The sequence below is a fragment of the Mesorhizobium sp. RIZ17 genome (genome assembly GCF_051127865.1).
GTDB classification, from domain to species: Bacteria; Pseudomonadota; Alphaproteobacteria; order Rhizobiales; family Rhizobiaceae; genus Mesorhizobium; species Mesorhizobium humile.
In genome coordinates this window covers 163,502-179,407 of sequence record NZ_CP147861.1, presented here as the reverse complement: position 1 = coordinate 179,407, position 15,906 = coordinate 163,502, and the positions used below count along the sequence as shown (strand labels likewise).

The 15,906-nt window shown below is 63.7% G+C and carries 13 protein-coding genes; 7 read left to right on the top strand and 6 right to left on the bottom strand.

Annotation, left to right across the window (positions count from 1 at the left end):
• Nucleotide 1: 1 nt before the first annotated feature.
• The 4 genes from WDX12_RS00905 to WDX12_RS00890 all read right to left on the bottom strand — a co-directional run bounded on the left by WDX12_RS00905 (nt 2) and on the right by WDX12_RS00890 (nt 4,536).
• Entirely contained in the window at nt 2–1,324 is a 1,323-nt protein-coding gene (locus WDX12_RS00905) for an NAD(P)/FAD-dependent oxidoreductase (RefSeq protein WP_434723622.1), read from the bottom strand.
• Nucleotides 1,325–1,426: 102 nt separating this feature from the next.
• Nucleotides 1,427–1,825, bottom strand: a complete 399-nt coding sequence (locus WDX12_RS00900) for a RidA family protein (protein WP_434723621.1) — start codon at nt 1,823–1,825, stop codon at nt 1,427–1,429.
• Nucleotides 1,822–3,045, bottom strand: coding sequence for a DSD1 family PLP-dependent enzyme (locus WDX12_RS00895; RefSeq protein WP_434723620.1), 1,224 nt, complete (start codon nt 3,043–3,045; stop codon nt 1,822–1,824). Before WDX12_RS00895 ends, WDX12_RS00900 begins: the two co-directional genes overlap by 4 nt.
• 51 nt (nt 3,046–3,096) lie before the next feature.
• Entirely contained in the window at nt 3,097–4,536 is a 1,440-nt protein-coding gene (locus WDX12_RS00890; protein ID WP_434723619.1) for an aldehyde dehydrogenase family protein, read from the bottom strand.
• A gap of 143 nt (nt 4,537–4,679) precedes the next feature.
• Between WDX12_RS00890 and WDX12_RS00885 the strand changes: the two genes are divergently transcribed.
• Nucleotides 4,680–5,585, top strand: coding sequence for a LysR family transcriptional regulator (locus tag WDX12_RS00885; RefSeq protein ID WP_434723618.1), 906 nt, complete (start codon nt 4,680–4,682; stop codon nt 5,583–5,585).
• 160 nt (nt 5,586–5,745) lie between these two features.
• Here WDX12_RS00885 and WDX12_RS00880 read toward each other — a convergent pair whose 3' ends face one another.
• On the bottom strand, nt 5,746–6,864 hold the full coding sequence (locus WDX12_RS00880) for an NAD(P)/FAD-dependent oxidoreductase (protein WP_434723617.1): 1,119 nt from the start codon (nt 6,862–6,864) through the stop codon (nt 5,746–5,748).
• Between the two features lie 115 nt (nt 6,865–6,979).
• Between WDX12_RS00880 and WDX12_RS00875 the strand changes: the two genes are divergently transcribed.
• The 5 genes from WDX12_RS00875 (at nt 6,980) to WDX12_RS00855 (ending at nt 13,707) form a co-directional block, all read left to right on the top strand.
• Nucleotides 6,980–7,885: a LysR family transcriptional regulator gene (locus tag WDX12_RS00875; protein ID WP_434723616.1), complete on the top strand. Its 906-nt coding sequence runs from the start codon at nt 6,980–6,982 to the stop codon at nt 7,883–7,885.
• Nucleotides 7,886–7,975: 90 nt separating this feature from the next.
• Nucleotides 7,976–10,054 carry a hydantoinase/oxoprolinase family protein gene (locus tag WDX12_RS00870; protein ID WP_434723615.1) on the top strand — a complete coding sequence of 693 codons (2,079 nt, stop codon included), beginning with the start codon at nt 7,976–7,978 and terminating at the stop codon, nt 10,052–10,054.
• Nucleotides 10,055–10,058: 4 nt separating this feature from the next.
• Nucleotides 10,059–12,044, top strand: a complete 1,986-nt coding sequence (locus WDX12_RS00865; RefSeq protein WP_434723614.1) for a hydantoinase B/oxoprolinase family protein — start codon at nt 10,059–10,061, stop codon at nt 12,042–12,044.
• Nucleotides 12,041–12,343, top strand: coding sequence for a (2Fe-2S)-binding protein (locus WDX12_RS00860; RefSeq protein ID WP_434723613.1), 303 nt, complete (start codon nt 12,041–12,043; stop codon nt 12,341–12,343). Before WDX12_RS00865 ends, WDX12_RS00860 begins: the two co-directional genes overlap by 4 nt.
• Nucleotides 12,340–13,707, top strand: coding sequence for an FAD-dependent oxidoreductase (locus tag WDX12_RS00855; RefSeq protein WP_434723612.1), 1,368 nt, complete (start codon nt 12,340–12,342; stop codon nt 13,705–13,707). The genes WDX12_RS00860 and WDX12_RS00855 overlap by 4 nt, the downstream gene beginning before the upstream one ends.
• 128 nt (nt 13,708–13,835) lie before the next feature.
• On the opposite strand, the gene WDX12_RS00850 is transcribed toward WDX12_RS00855, so the two are convergent.
• On the bottom strand, nt 13,836–15,161 hold the full coding sequence (locus WDX12_RS00850; RefSeq protein WP_434723611.1) for an NAD(P)/FAD-dependent oxidoreductase: 1,326 nt from the start codon (nt 15,159–15,161) through the stop codon (nt 13,836–13,838).
• A 224-nt stretch (nt 15,162–15,385) separates the two neighbouring features.
• Between WDX12_RS00850 and WDX12_RS00845 the strand changes: the two genes are divergently transcribed.
• Nucleotides 15,386–15,862 (top strand): Lrp/AsnC family transcriptional regulator, encoded by a 477-nt coding sequence (locus WDX12_RS00845; RefSeq protein ID WP_320293663.1) that lies wholly within the window; start codon nt 15,386–15,388, stop codon nt 15,860–15,862.
• Nucleotides 15,863–15,906 lie beyond the last annotated feature (44 nt).

The following is a 15,906-nucleotide window of genomic DNA, read 5'->3' as shown; positions in this document are numbered from 1 at the left end:
GTCAGAGGGACCCTACCTTTATCTTCGAACCATTGGTCAGTCGCGCGAGCTGGAAGGGAGTCGGATCGACGCTTGGCGTCTCATTGGTGATCAATTCCGCGGCAAGGTAACCTAGGCCTGGGCCAAGGCCGAAGCCGTGACCGGAGCAGCCCGCTGCCAGATAAAACCCTCCCAACTCTTCGATCCCGGACACCACCGGCACCGCGTCAGGGGTGCAGTCGACGTAGGCACCCCATGCGTGATCGATTTCGAGGCCTGCCAGTTGGGGAAATGTGCCACGCACATTATCCATGATCGCATTGACCAGCCGTCGATTTGGAGCAGGATCGAGAACGCGATTGCGCTCGAAAATCTTCGGATCCTTCCCCAAAAGGGCGTCCAGGGACTCGGGGCCGGCGAAAAACGACCTGCCGAACCCCATCTGCACCGCCTTTAGGCGCTTGATGAATTGTGGCAGGAACTCGCGGGCGAAGCGGATGCCCTGCGGCGTCACTTCCAGCGAGGCCCGGCCGCTGATCGCCATGGTATAGCTGCCGTCAAGCCGCCGGGTCATCGCGAAATCGGGACTATAGAGGACCTCGCCGACGTTAACCGTCCGCTTCGTGCGCACCGCAGTTTGCCGCACGCTCGCCTGCGGGAAGACGATTCCATGGCGACCCAGGAAGCCAGAGGCCCAGGCACCGGCGGCGCACAGCACGGCATCGGCACGGATGTAGCCCTTTTCGGTATGTATCCCTGTTACCCGGCCGTTGGCGACATCCAGACCGCGTGCGGCGCAGTTCTGATGGATTGTCGCGCCCAGCGCGCGGGCGCCTTCCGCTAGCGCCGGAGCGGCGATAGCGGGCTCGGCCTTGCCGTCCGCGACAGAGTGCAATCCACCGACCCATTTGCGTCTTGTTTCCGGAATTCGGTTTCCGGCTTCAGCCGCACTCAGCATATGGGTTTCGACGCCGAACTCTCTCGCCGTTGGCCTCCAGGCTTCCCAGCCAGCCAGCATCGCGGCATCATCCGTCGTGTAGATGAGGCCTGTGCGGCGGAAGCCCAGATCCTGTCCTATATCGGTCGCCAGATTGGCCCACAGCCGCATGGAAATGAGCGACAGAGGCATTTCGCGAGGATCGCGGTTCTGCTGCCGACACCAGCCCCAGGTGCGGCTCGATTGCTCACATGCGACGTGGCCTTTCTCGAGCAGCGCTACGGAGAGCCCACGCTTTGCAAGAAAATAGGCGGAGGCGGTGCCGACGATTCCTGCGCCTACGACCACAGCGTCCACTGCCTTCGGAAGGGCTTCATCGCTGGAGACAGACCGGACGACAGGAGACATGCGTAAGAACCTTGTTGACCGTCTTTGCTGCGGTGTGATTTGTGAGAGCGGCCATGATCGTCTCGCAGAGCGATGGGAAGATGGTCCGTTGGGCTTACGCGTTCAGCCTTGGCGAGGGAGGCTCGCGATCGCGTCTATTTCTACCAGATAGCCATAGTGCAATTCAGGCACAGGAACGACCGTACGCGCGGGCCGCGCCTTGCCCAGCATTTCCCCGTAGACGCGATTGAACTCCGGCCAGTTCTGTACGCCGACGATATAGGCCGTCACCCGGCAGAGGTCGTCCGGCTTGCCGCCAGCCGCCTCCAGGATCGCGAGCATGTTGGCGATAGCCAGGCGTGCCTGGAGTTCGAAGCTCGTGGCAGCGAGTGGCGCCTTATCGGCCCTGATCGGAAGCTGGCCTGAAATGTACAGACTGTTCCCCGATCGGACAGCCTGCGAATAATGGCCCGCCGGCGCTGGCGCGTCCTCAGTCAGGGTGGTTCGCGGCTTGCTGTTCATTCCCAACCGCCAAAGCGCTGCCACTCGCTTTCGACAAAGTCGGAGGCACTACGGACGACATGGTAGCTGCGATGCTGGGCCCCGGTCGCGCAAGCGTGATTGGGTAAAATCCGCACCCGGTCGCCGATCTTGAGCTCGGGCAAAGTCGCGCCGGAGCCTGGGCGCACCTTGATAATGCCATGCTCTTGGTTCGCATCGGCCAGTATAATATTGTCAAAAAGCCGGCCACTGCTGTCGCAGACGACGCCATAGCCCTGATTGACCTCCTGCCTGGAGGTTCCGAGATCCCGAGACATCGCCATCCACCCGGCGTCGATCAGTATCCAGCCCTTCTCATGCTGATGGCCAATGACGGTCGCCAGCACGGAGATCGCAATATCCTCAATCCGGCAGATGCCAATCCCAGCCATCACCAGGTCGAAGAACACGAAAACGCCCGCACGGACTTCAGTCACGCCGCTCAGGTCCACAGCATGATGCACGGTCGGCGTCGAACCGACGCTGACGACGGGGCAGGGCAAGCCCGCGTCGCGCAGAATGGTGGCCGCGGCGACGGCAGCATGCCGCTCTTCCTCGGCGCAGCGCTGCAGCGCCTCATCTCCTCGCGCCGCATAGCTGCCGCCGGCATGGGTCAGGACGCCGCGCAACTCTCCCCCGTCGATCAAGGCTCTGCCGATTGCAACCAGCCGATCCCGGTCGTCTGGGAGGACGCCGGATCGGTGGCCGTCGCAGTCGACTTCGATCAGGGCGGGGATGGCTATGCCGGTTTCTCGCGATGTTGCGGCGACCGCTTCCGCCTGTTCGACCGAGTCGAGAATCACGGCAAGGTCGACGCCCTGCCTCCGCAGCTCGATCACCTTGGCCAGCCTCCATGGTGCGATGCCCACGGCATAGATGATGTCCCGGACACCGGCATTCGCAAAGAGCCGCGCTTCCCTGAGGGTGGAGACGGTCGCCGGCCCCTCTCTGGTGGTCATGACGCGGCGGGCAACCTCGATTGACTTTGCAGTCTTGAGATGCGGGCGCAGCGACACGCCAAGAGGTACGAGCCGTTCGCGTAGTCGAACGATGTTGCGGTCCATACGATCGGCGTCGAGGATTAGGCAAGGCGTTTCCAGATCGTCGAGACGTCTGGCGGCGCTCTCGTGCTGCACCTGGTCCAAGGCTTCTACCTCACCCACCGTCTGCTTCCTTGCGTCTATTTTGATGATCATTTGCATCGATTCTCGAAAGGCGAGCGGCGCGAGACCGGCAGCTGAAACTCGGGCCGCTCATCCCGGAAAAAATCCCAGGATGGCTTTGGTCTCGAGATACTCCTCGAGACCAAAGACGCCATATTCCCGACCGTTGCCTGACTGCTTGTACCCTCCAAAAGCCGCAAAACCGTCCCATGCGGGATGGTTGATATGCACTTGGCCGGCGCGAATTTTCCCCGCAACGCGACGCGCGCGCTGGATATTGCCGGATTGAACATGGGAACCCAGACCATAGACAGTGTCATTGGCGATGCGGATTGCCTCATCCTCATCCTGATAGGGGATGAGGCACAGCACCGGCCCGAAGATCTCTTCCTGGGCGATACGCATTCCCGACCGCACTTCGGAGAAGATGGTCGGCTTCACGAAATAGCCCTTCGACAGGTCTTCAGGTCGTCCAGGGCCGCCGCAGACGAGCTTGGCGCCTTCGGCAATCCCGATGCGTATCATGTCCTGCACTTTGTCGAACTGGTTAAGATTGGCGAGCGGACCAAGGACGGTTGCCTCGTTGAGTGGGTCGCCGACAGTCATGGTAGCCGCAGCCGACGCCGCCAGTTCTTCCACCTCCCGTAGTCTTTTGACGGGTACGAGCATTCGCGTGGGGGCGCTACACGACTGGCCGACATTGCGAAATGCGGCGGCTACCCCGAGAGATACAACCCGCGCCCAATCGGCGTCGTCGAGCAGAATGTTGGGTGATTTGCCTCCCAACTCCTGGGTTACGCGCTTAACCGTGGGCGCCGCGGCCTGCGCCACCAGCACGCCCGCGCGTGTCGATCCTGTAATCGAGATCATGTCGATGTCAGAGTGTGAAGCGATCGCTGCGCCGACATCTTCCCCCGTGCCGGTCACCATATTAAAAACACCCGGCGGCGTTCCGGCATCATGCATGATCTGCGCAAACAGGTGGGCGCTGAACGGAGAAAGTTCACTGGGCTTGAGGACGATGGTGCAGCCGGCAGCGAGCGCCGGGGCAACCTTCGCCGTGATCTGATAAAGCGGCCAATTCCATGGTGTAATAAGACCGCAGACGCCTATCGCTTCCTTCGCGATCGCGGTCGTGCCCTGCTCCTTGATGAAGCGGAAATCTGCCAGCACCTCGATCGCAGCGCGGATATGTGCGAGCCCGAAAGGAACCTGCGAGGCGCGGACAAAGCCGATGGCTGATCCCATCTCATGGCATATTGCCTGAGCCAGATCCTCAAATCGCTCTTCGAGGAGAGTGAGAATCCGCTTAAGCAAATGGATGCGCTCGGACGGTGATGTCGCTGCGAATGACGGAAACGCTCCCCGAGCAGCGGCAACGGCAATGTCGACATCCAGTCCGCTGCCTCGAGCGACAGACCCAATCACCGCTTCCGTCACCGGGCTGATGATTGGGATCGCCGCGGCTGGCCTTGCAGGGAGTCTCCAGCCGCCGTCGAGATAAAGCAGATCGCATCGCGACATGTCCATCGATTCGCTTTCTCCCTTCGCACACCAACAGAGGCGGCGGGTCAGGCTGCTTTATCGGCGCCCGTTGCCTGATTGGGGAGAATATGCCACGACATGAATATTACAATTAATCCAATCTTCATTGTTGATTAAGGTCTGGCTTAATGATCTCGACCGACGATCTGACCTTCTTCCATGTCCTTGCGACCGCGCCCTCGCTCGCGGAAGCTGCAAGGAGGCTCGATGTGACGCCTCCGGCGGTGACACAGCGCCTGCGGGCACTCGAGGGCCGCGTCGGCGTCAAACTGATCGAGCGAACGTCACGCGGTCTCAGCCTTACGGATGAGGGCGAACTGGTGGCTTCGGAGGGGGCTACGATCATCGCAGCCGTTGACGATCTGTCGGAGCGACTGGCCAGCCGAACCAGCCAGGTGCGGGGCCATTTGCGTGTTGCCGCGCCCTATGGCTTTGGAAGGCGATATATCGCACCGATCGTACAGGCATTTGCGAGCAAGCATCCTGCGGTATCGGTCACATTGGAACTCTTCGATAGCCCGATACGACAGATGTCCGAAAGCTGGGACATCGTGGTGCACATAGGATCATTGCCGGAGAGCGATCGCCTGGTAACCACGCTCGCGCCGAACAAGCGCGTTCTTTGTGCATCCCCCAGCTATCTGCAGCATAGTTTGCCTATCCTCAAGCCGGACGATCTTGTCCTGCATCGATGTCTCGCCCTTCGAGAAAACAACGAAGACGTAACGCTTTGGCGCTTTGCCCATTCCAAGCAAGGCAACGCCACCGTTCGGGTGAAGCCGTCCATGTCGAGCAATGATGGCGAGATCGTCCGCGACTGGGCGCTCGCCGGCCTGGGGGTCATGGTACGAAGCGAGTGGGATGTGGCGGATGATCTGGCAGCAGCAAGATTGCAGGCCATTCTCCCATGCTGGTCATTGCCACAGGCAGACGTGGTTGCACTGCTCCATGCCCGCCATGGACGTAGCAGTCGGACCAATAAGTTTCTGCAGGCGCTTAGGGATAGCCTGAACTCACCTCCATGGCGTCGGTGAAATGCCCGCCTTCTCGTGCGGCCTTCTCTAAGACGCCGGTCCGATATCTTGCTCCTCTAAAGCGCGTCGCATCGAAACGGCTTCATGCGCCGCGCTTTAAGTCTTTGTTTTGATGCATGTCGTTGTCCCAGAACCGCTGCACACTTCTGGGCGACATGCATTAGGCCGCGCGGCCGAAGCGATCGATCCTGAAATCATCAAGCGGCGTTTCGCAACGGCCGGTCGCAATGAGTTCGGCCATGGCGTCTCCAACACCTGGACCGAGTTGGAAGCCGTGTCCGCTGAAGCCGAAGGCATGGAACAGGCCTGGCGTCGTCATCGAGCGTCCCATGACGGGCAACATGTCCCGAACATAGCCCTCGCAGCCGGACCATGTTCGGATGACTGCCACCTGGCCGATCGCCGGCAGCAGCCGCGCGACGGCGCGCAACTGGGTCGACAGCCGCGTGGGGTCGGCGACCGCGTGACCTGGGTCGAGGTCCACCGCCACCCTTTCAGCGGCTCCGCCGAACACGATGTTGCCCCTCTCGACCTGACGCAGATAGGCGCCATGGTCCTTGTCGCGCGTCCAGATGCCAATCACCGGCGGTACTCGATAGGGCAGCGGCTCGGTCACCCCCATCTGCGGGCCGCGGGCATCGAGTGGAACCTCCTCACCGAACTGCGCGGCGATGCGCGCGCCCCAGGCACCGGCGGTATTGAGCAGGCACTCGGCGTTGAATGAACCTTTTGAGGTGGTGACAAGGAAGCCGGAGCCTGTGTGCCTGATCGCCTCGACCTGGGCTCCCTCGACGATTTCCACGCCGAGCCTCCGGGCAGCGTCGGCGAAGGCCGGCGCGATCAGCCGCGGATTGCCGCTGCCGTCGCGCGGCGAAAACGACGCCGCGATGGCCTCAGGGCCGAGACCCGGAAAACGGGCACGAATCTCGCGCGAAGTGAGTTCCTCCAGGTCAAGGCCCCAGGGTCGCGCCGCCTCTGCATAGGCCCGCATGTCGGCGAGACTGCCTTCATCGAAGATCAGGCGGATATGACCGGTGGCGCGGAATTCCACGTCCCGGCCAAGCATTTTCTCGGCCTCGCTCCACAGCCTGAGCGAGCGATGGGCCAACGGAAGCTGGGACAGATGGCGACCCGTGCGCCGGATGTTGCCAAAGGAGGCGACAGTCGCTCCGGTGCCGATCCGATTGCGCTCGATCAGCGTCACGCGCGCGCCGCGTCTGGCGAGGAAATACGCCGAAGCCGTCCCCATCAGTCCGCCGCCGAGCGCGATCACATCCATAGTCATTCCTTGAGCAGGGCGGATGATCCTTGAATACGCCAATCTTGTCCGCGCCGCGGCATTGCGTCAAAGACAGGTTTGAACCAGAGTCATAAGTTGTACCTATGGAGTAGCGATGCGAGCCCGGCAGCTGGAAGTGTTCATCGCCGTCATGCGCGCCGGCACCGTGACAGCTGCGGCTCGGATGCTGAACATCTCCCAGCCGGCGCTGAGCCAGATCCTGCTTCACACCGAGGACGAACTCGGCTTCGCGCTGTTCGAACGGGTGAAGGGCAGGCTGCGCCCGACTCCGGACGCGCTGGAGATTTTCCCGGATGCCGAGAGGCTGTCGGCAGGGCTTGACGGACTACGCCGCAAGACCACCGACCTTCGGCTGGGTCGCACTGGGCTAGTCCGGGTTGCGGCCTCACCGCCGCCCGCCATGGCGATCCTGCCGCGCGCCTTCACCAAATTCCGGGCCCAGCATCCCAATATTTTGCTGCGTTCCCATAGCGCACCGATCGCCACAATCGTAGACATGCTGCGCACGGGCGACGCCAGCCTCGGCGTGGCCATGGACGACCGCCTGCCTCCCGACATCGAGGCGGAGGTGATCGGAAGTGTCGGCTTTGCATGCCTGCTACCCGCCGGGCACGCCTTGCAAAGGAAAACTGAGCTGACGCTCGCCGATCTCGCCCGGGAAGAGCTGATATCCTATCACGGAAACACACGCCCTGCCGACGAATTGGCCCTGGCGGCGCGCGCGCAGGGTGTCAAACTTTCACCGTCGCTTGAGATCGATGTTTCCATCTCCGCGATCGGCTTCGTCCAGGCTGGTCTGGGTATTGCCCTGGTCGACGCCCTGTTGCCTTGGCAGCAGTTCGCCGGGCTCGCGGTCAGGCCGCTGGCGGCGGGACCGGAATTTCCGGTCGCGCTTCTTACCTCGCGCATACGAGCGCTTTCACGGGCCGATGAGATGATGCGAGATGAGATCCGTGCGGCCTGTTACGCAATCCTCGGCGAACATCGCGCAAGACCATAAGCAAGACTTATATCCTTGTCCATCATGCGTCTTGGACGTGGACCATCCGGTCGTGCCAGCATCCAGGTGGCAGACAGGAAGGGACGCATCATGGATGGTGCCATCGCGGCGGATCTAGCGCAGGACGGAGCCGACTGGAAGGTCGGCGTCGATATCGGCGGCACCTTCATCGACTTCTGTGCGCTCGAGGTAAATTCCGGGCGGGTCGCCTCGCTGAAAGTGCTGACGACACCAGAAGATCCGGGTGCCGAGCTGATGACGGGTCTTGCTCTTCTGGCCGAGCGCGAAGGCTTCGATCCTACCCGTATGACGCGCTTCGTGCACGGTACGACCGTCGGCATCAACACGATCATCCAGCGCAAGGGCGCGCCGCTGGCACTGTTCACCAATGCCGGCTTCGAGGACGTGATCGAGCTCGCACGGCTTCGCATGCCGGACATGTATTCGCTGTTCTGCACGCGGCCGGAGCCGCTGATCTCGCGAGATATGGTCTTCGGCATTCCGGTTCGCATGCGCGCCGATGGCAGTGAATCCCAGGCGCCGGACATGGACGCCGTGGAAAGGGCAGTCGCGACGGCGAAAGCAACCGGGGCACAAGGGATCATCGTGTCCTTCCTCCACTCCTGGCGCAACGGCGAACAGGAGGCTTCGGTGAAGGCGGCGATCGCGCGTCTTGCGCCCGAACTCTTCGTCTTCTCCTCGGCCGAGGTGTGGCCGGTCATCCGCGAATACGAGCGCAGCTCGACCGCCATTCTCAACGGCTACGTCCATCCGCGCGTCTCGGGCTATCTGACGGCGCTGGAAGAGCGGCTGAAAGGAAGCGGCGTGCCAGCGCGCCCGATGCTGACGAAATCGAACGGCGGGTTGATGAACGCTGCCGAAGGTAAGCACGCCTGCGTAAACATGCTGCTGTCGGGAACGGCCTCCGGCGTCATCGGCGCCTCGTGGCTGGCGCGTCAGGCAGGCGAGGATAAGATCCTGACCCTCGATATCGGTGGGACCTCGGCCGACTTCGCTCTCATCATCGGCGGTGAGCCGCAATTCGGCACCGGCGAGCTGATCGGTGAATTTCCGCTCCACATTCCTTCCGTGTCGGTAAGCTCGATCGGCGTAGGCGGCGGCTCGATCGCCAGCGTCGACGCCCAAGGGGTGCTACGGGTCGGGCCGGAGTCGGCCGGCTCGACGCCTGGGCCTGCATGCTACGGCCGTGGCGGCGAGCGCGCGACGGTGACGGACGCCATGGTGGTGTGCGGATGGCTCGGCCACACTGAGATGGCCTATGGCCAGCTCAAGATCGATGTCGGGTTGGCCCATCGCGCGGTCGGCGACCTTGCCTCCCGACTCGGCCGCACGGTTGAGCAGACCGCGCAGGCGATCCTCGACATTGCGGTGTCTGAAATGTTCGTCGAGGTCGAGAAACTCGCCTCGCGCGCAGGCGTGGACTTGCGGGATTTCACGCTGATGCCTTTTGGCGGCGGCGGGCCTATGCTCGGCGCCTTCCTTGCCCGCGAACTCGGGATGACACGCCTCATGGCGCCTCGTCGCCCCGGTGTAGTGTCGGCGCTGGGCGGGCTGGTGGCGGATCTGCGCGGAGACTTCATACGCACCATCTTCGCTCCATTGTCGGATGCGTCACTTCCAGGAATTCACAGCGCCTTCGAGGCTCTCGCGCGGGAAGGTCGTGACTGGCTGGCGGCACAGGGCCACGACGCGGCAGCGGAACTCAGTCTCTCCTGCGACATGCGATACGTCGGGCAGAGCTATGAGATCGAGGTCGTCCTTTCGCCGGAATGGCTCATGGACGGCGACGCGGCTGCCATCGCGCAGGCTTTCCACCTCACGCATGAGCGCCTTTACGACTTCCACGACCCGGACGGCGAGATCGAACTCGTCAATGCCAGGCTGGCCGCCGTGGGCGCCGGTCCGGCATTGTCCTTCCCGGAGATCGACGAGAAGGACGCCCCGGCCATCCCAGCGCGCCGGCTCCCGGTCTACACCGGCCTGAGCGTCGAGACCGTCGATCTCCACGACCGGCAGGCGCTCGTGCCGGGCAGCGTGTTCCAGGGGCCTGCCGTGGTGGTGCAGGAAGACACCACCTTCGCGATCCCCATCGGAACGCAGGCACGCGTCGATCGCCATCTCAACCTACTTCTGACCTTCGGGGAGTGACGCCATGTTCGACCGAACAAACCTTCAGGTTCTGGCGAACCACGCCCGCGCGGCCGCCGAAAATATGGCCCATACGCTGCACCGCACCGCGCACTCCGCCTTCGTCAAGGAGACGCAAGACTTCACGGTGATGCTGCTGGACCGCTCCGGCGCGACCTTCGCCGTCCCAATGGAACTCGGCACCACCTGGCATCCCGGGGTTTCGTATCACCGCGCGATCGCGATGGTGGACGACTACCGGGAGGGAGACGTTGCCTTCACCAACGATCCCTATTCCGGCTACGTTGCCACCCACGCGCCCGACACGCATTTGTGGAAGCCGGTCTTCGTCGATGGCGAGATCATCGCCTGGACCGGAGGCCACATCCACAACACCGACATGGGCGGGGCGGTGCCCGCTTCTCTCAGCCGGGCGCTGACCGAAATCCATCAGGAAGGCATCCGTTTTCCTCCCATGAAGCTCGTGAATGAAGGCGTTTTCGACGAGATGATCCTGCGGATCATGAGCACCAATGTGCGCAAGCCAGATCTCAACATCGGCGATATCAAGGCGCTGGTCGGCGCGCTCAACACCGGCGAGCGCAAGATCCACGCGATGGTGCGGAAGTTCAGCAAGGCCGGCTTCGTCGAAGGCGTTGCCGCTCTTCTCGACCATGCGGAGGCGCAGGCACGCGACGTGCTGCGCTCCATGCCAGACGGCACATGGGAATTCGCCGACTATGCCGACGAGGATTCGGTCGAGGCCAATCCCTGCCGGCTGAAGTTGACGCTGACGATCAGGGGCGACGAGGCGGTGCTCGACTTCACCGGTTCAGATCCGCAGCTCGGCTCCTCACTCAATGTGCCCGCGGGCGGTGACCCGCGCCACACCATCCTGCTCGTCGGCGTCTACTATGTGCTCTATACGCTCAACCCGAAGATCCTGCTCAACACGGGCCTCACCCGGCCGTTCACCTGCATTACCCCCGAAGGTTCGGTGCTGAACCCGGTCTATCCCGCTGCCGTGGGCATGCGATCGCTCACCTGCGCCCGCCTGCGGTCGGTCATCTTCGGCGCCTTTTCGCAAGCGGTGCCGGCACGCCTGCCGGCGGCACCGGCTGGCAACAACTGCATCGTCAACGTCATGACGACGGACGAGCGCACCAGCCGGACCGTCATCGCTGCAGTGAACCCGGTGGTAGGGGGCGGCGGCGCGATGCCGCATCGCGACGGGACCAACGGATCGGGCGCCGATGCCGCCTATCTCAAGAACACGCCGATCGAGATCACCGAAACCGAGACCCCGGTCGAATTCCTGAAATACGGGCTCGCCCGGGATAGTGGCGGGGCGGGCCGCTGGCGCGGTGGGCTGGCGACCGAGATGGCCTTCCGTGTCTTCGCCCCCGATTCCAGGATCACGGCGCGCAACCGCGACCGCAGCTTCTTTCGTCCCTGGGGCGTGCTGGGCGGCAAGGCGGGCGGCCTGTCAGACATGATAGTCAATCCTGGGGCCGAACACGAGCGGCGGCTCGGCAACATCGACACCGCGGTGCTGCAGCCCGGTGACATGCTCGATATTCGCTCTGCCGGAGGCGGCGGGCGGGGCGATCCGCATCAACGCGAGCCTTGGCGGGTCGCGCAGGACGTTCGCCGCGGCTATGTCTCAGTGGCATCGGCGGAGCGCGACTATGGCGTCGTCATCCGCGACGGCGAGGTCGACGAGCAGGCGACGGAAGGACGGCGTGCACGGCAGCGTTCGGCCACCGGCCATTTCCATTTCGGCCCGGAGCGCGACGGCTACGAAGCGCAGTGGACGCCGGACGCCTATGACCGGCTCACTGCCATACTGAGGGATTTGCCGATCCACTGGCGGTTCTTCGCCAAGACGGAGATATTCCGCCGCATGGAGGGGCGCTCGGGACCGGAAGGCGTCCAGGTAGCGTTCGATGCGGTCTGCGAACGGTTCCCCGAACTGCCTCGTCCTCACCCCGTGCGAGAGGCCGCGGAATGATCACCGCCGGCCGCATCGTCCGGCTGGTCGAGCGCGACCGCGCGGAGCTGTATTTCTTTCTGGACGGTGAGGTGCGCGGAGCGCTTGCCGGCGACACCGTGCTGACCGCCATGCTGGCGTCGGGGCATGCGTTGCGGGAGTCCGAGTTCGGACCCGAAGCGCGCGCCGGCTTCTGCCTGATGGGAGCCTGCCAGGATTGCTGGATATGGCAAGAGGATGGGCCGCGCCTGCAGGCATGTTCGACGCCTGTCGCTGAGGGCATGCGGTTGCGCACGGCGCCGCCAGAGAGGTGGCCGTGAGCGAGACCTTATCGCCGCGCATCGTGATCGTGGGCGCCGGTCCCGCCGGCGTAAGAGCGGCTGCGACGCTGGTCGAGGCAGGGTTCCACCCGGTGGTGATCGACGAGGGGCATCGCGCTGGCGGCCAGATCTATCGCCGCCCGCCTGCCGGCTTCGCCCGCACGCCCGAGCAGCTCTATGGCTCCGAGGCTGCTAAGGCCCGCGCGCTGCATGCGCTTTTCGATCGGATGGCCAAAGAGGGGCGGCTCACCCATTGCGCGCACTGCTCCGTCATCGCCGTGCACGAGGGGCAACTGCACGTGCTGGGGGAGGGTGGCGTTGAAGTGATCGGCTATGACCGCCTGATCCTTGCCACCGGCGCGTCCGACCGCGTCGCTCCGGTCCCGGGCTGGCAGAGTGCCGGCGTCTACAGCCTTGGCGCGGCGCAGATCGCGCTCAAGGCGCAAGGCGTGGCCCTCGGGCGGCGGATCGTCCTGGTGGGATCAGGGCCTCTGCTGACGCTGGTTGGCGCCCAGCTCGTCAAGGCTGGAGCGGATGTGGCGGCGGTGCTCGACACCTCGTCCTGGCGCCAGCAGATGCGGGGGCTCGGGGGACTTGCCGCCCGGCCATTGGTCGCGCTGCGCGGCCTGGCCCTGCGGGCGAGGCTCGGCGCCTGCTATCATGCGGGTGTGACGCTCGACCGAATCGAGGCCGACGAACAAGGTGTCACCGCCATGCGCTGGCGCGACGCTGGCGGAAGGCAGCGCCTCTCCCCATGCGACATGGTCGGCATGGGCTGGCACCTGCGGGCGGAAACGCATTTGCCCGATCTGGCGGGATGCGCCTTTACCTATGACGCACAGTGGCGGCAATGGCTGCCAAAGACCGACGAGAAGGGTCGGGCCGGCAATGGCGTCTACCTTGCGGGCGATGGAGTTCGTCTTCTGGGAGCGGACGGCGCGGAGATCGCTGGGCGTCTCGCGGCGGCGGCATGCCTTGCCGATCTCGGACATCCGGCGCCCTCCACCGCAGCTGATCTGCGTAAGCTCGCGCGGCTTGCGCGCTTTGCCCGTGGCCTGGCTTGCGCCTTTCCCTGGCCGGCGTCGATGGCGCCGGCACTCCCCGACGATGCGATCGTCTGCCGCTGCGAGAATGTGAGTGCCGGAGATGTACGCCGAAGTGTGGATTTCGGTGGCGGCGAGGCCAACAGGGTCAAGTCGCTCTCGCGCGCCGGCATGGGGCGCTGTCAGGGGCGTTACTGCCTTTTGGCTGCCGTTGAGCTTGTTGCGGCGCAAGCAGGCTGCACGCCCAACGCCGTCGGCCGGTTTCGAGCACAGGCTCCCGCCCGGCCAGCGCCTATCAGCGCCTTTCTGCGGGACGGCTGAGGCCGTGCATGGATGACGGTCACATCCTAGAGCGGTTCAGCGTTTCACGGAATCGCCGAACCGCTCTAAGTCTTTGTTTTTACGCAATTCCGGACGGAAAACCGCTACGCACTTTTCCTGGAATTGTTCTAGAAATCGGCGACCTTTCCCCAGGCCGAAGCATCGAAGCGCCGGGGATCATAGGATGTCGGATCGACGATCGGTTCCGACCCGGTCACCAGGTCCGCGACGAGGTGACCGGCGCCCGGCCCGATGCCGAAGCCGTGCCCCGAAAACCCGGCAGCCAGGAAGAAACCAGGAAGGGTAGCTATCTCGCCGATGGCGGGCACGCCATCCGGCGTGCTGTCGATGTAGCCGGCCCAGGCCGCGCTGATCTTCGTCTTTCGGAGGTCGGGCAGCAGCTCGAGCGCGCGGGCGTGGGTCAGGCGAATGGTCGCCCGGTCCGGGATCGGATCGAGGATGCGCATCCGCTCCATCGGCGTCGGCTGGTCGAGCGGCCAGTGTCGAAGCGTTTCGTGCCCCGAGCGCATGCCTTGCAGGCCGCCGGGCGCCAGGCTTCGCCACCGCTTCAGGAACATGGGCAGGAATTGCGAGGAGAAGCGCAGCTGCTGCGGCGTGACGTCCACGCGGCCTCGCCCGCTTATGGCGAGCGTGTAGCCGCCGTCGCCGCGACGCGTGGCCGAGATCCTTGCCGTGTGCAGCGCATCCGGCAGGCCCGCGGCACCGGGCGACACCGACAGGATGGAGGAACGGACCGACGCTTGTGGGAAGCGGAAGCCGAATTGATGGCAGAATGACGAGGCCCAGGCGCCGCCGGCCATCACCGCCGCCTTTGTCCGAATCGTTCCGCGTTCCGTGATCACGGCGCTCAGGCGCCCGCCCTCGGTCTCGATACCGCGCGCTGCGCAATTCTGATGTACGCTGCCGCCACGCTCAAGAATGGCGCGGGCGACCGCCGGTGCGGCCCGTGACGGATCGGCAGTGCCGTCGGTCGGTGAGAAGACGCCGCCCTTCCATGCCCGCTCCGTGGCGCGGCCGCGCTCGCTCGCCGCCGCGCCGTCGAGCATATGCGTCGTGACACCGGCCGTCTTGGCGAAGTCACGCCAGCGCGCCCAGCCGGCCAGCTCCGCCTCATCATTGCTGAGATAGAGCAGGCCGCAGCGGCGGAAGCCCGTGTCCTGGCCTGTTTCCGCTGCAAAGCGCTCCCAAAGATCGAGGCTTCGCATCGCCATCGGCAGCTCGCGGGCGTCGCGGTTCTGCTGGCGGCACCATCCCCAGTTCCGGCTGGATTGCTCTGCGCCGACAAATCCCTTTTCCACAAGCGCGACCTTCATGCCGCGCCTTGCCAGGTGATAGGCTGCGAAGACGCCGACGATGCCGCCGCCGATCACGACTGTATCCGCGGATCGCGGCAGTTCGCCGGATGTCTCGATTTGCTGCAGTGGCGCGCGCATGGTCTTCCCTGCTTCGACGCTTCAATCTAGCGCGTAGCGCAGGCAGCCGCTGCTGCAGTTAAGGCCGAAGCAGAATTTTATTCTGGCAGCTCCGCCGGAATCGGGAGGCCCTGCCTCTCGGAGGGTATCCGCCTGGATGGACAGGCCAGCCGGCTGTGATAGTCTCCATGAATCGTGGGCAAGGCAGCATTTTGTGCTGTGATGTGTTTTCTCCGGAGGCGGCCGTGAAATTGGATCGGATCGACATCAGGATACTTCACGAATTACAGAAGAACGGCCGCATCACCAATGTGGAACTGGCGGAACTCGTGCATCTGTCGCCGAGCCCGTGCTTGATGCGAGTCAAGAGACTCCAGTCCGAAGGCTATATTGAAGGGTATTCCGCTCAGATCAATCTCGGCAAGCTCGGCCAGGCGCTGACCGTCTTCACCGAAATCACCTTGAAGAACCATCGTCAGGTTGACTTCGCCCGCTTCCTGTCCGTCGTGGAGAAGATCGACCAGGTCATCGAATGCCATCTTGTCTCAGGTGGCTACGACTACCTGATGAAATTTGTGACCGCCGGCATCGGCGAATACCAGACGATCATGGAGCGGCTGACCGACATGGACATCGGCATCGACAAGTATTTCAGCTTCGTCGTGCTGAAGTCACCCATCGTCAAGACGCACATGCCGCTGCCCAGCCTGTTTCCGATTTAGAGCAATTCCAGGAAAAGTGTACGCGGTTTTCCGTCCGGAATTGC

Coding starts and splice junctions, on each gene's coding strand:
- WDX12_RS00905 (WP_434723622.1), bottom strand. CDS start 1,324: ATGTCTCCTGTCGTCCGGTCTGTCTCCAGCGATGAAGCCCTTCCGAAG.
- WDX12_RS00900 (WP_434723621.1), bottom strand. CDS start 1,825: ATGAACAGCAAGCCGCGAACCACCCTGACTGAGGACGCGCCAGCGCCG.
- WDX12_RS00895 (WP_434723620.1), bottom strand. CDS start 3,045: ATGCAAATGATCATCAAAATAGACGCAAGGAAGCAGACGGTGGGTGAG.
- WDX12_RS00890 (WP_434723619.1), bottom strand. CDS start 4,536: ATGGACATGTCGCGATGCGATCTGCTTTATCTCGACGGCGGCTGGAGA.
- WDX12_RS00885 (WP_434723618.1), top strand. CDS start 4,680: ATGATCTCGACCGACGATCTGACCTTCTTCCATGTCCTTGCGACCGCG.
- WDX12_RS00880 (WP_434723617.1), bottom strand. CDS start 6,864: ATGGATGTGATCGCGCTCGGCGGCGGACTGATGGGGACGGCTTCGGCG.
- WDX12_RS00875 (WP_434723616.1), top strand. CDS start 6,980: ATGCGAGCCCGGCAGCTGGAAGTGTTCATCGCCGTCATGCGCGCCGGC.
- WDX12_RS00870 (WP_434723615.1), top strand. CDS start 7,976: ATGGATGGTGCCATCGCGGCGGATCTAGCGCAGGACGGAGCCGACTGG.
- WDX12_RS00865 (WP_434723614.1), top strand. CDS start 10,059: ATGTTCGACCGAACAAACCTTCAGGTTCTGGCGAACCACGCCCGCGCG.
- WDX12_RS00860 (WP_434723613.1), top strand. CDS start 12,041: ATGATCACCGCCGGCCGCATCGTCCGGCTGGTCGAGCGCGACCGCGCG.
- WDX12_RS00850 (WP_434723611.1), bottom strand. CDS start 15,161: ATGCGCGCGCCACTGCAGCAAATCGAGACATCCGGCGAACTGCCGCGA.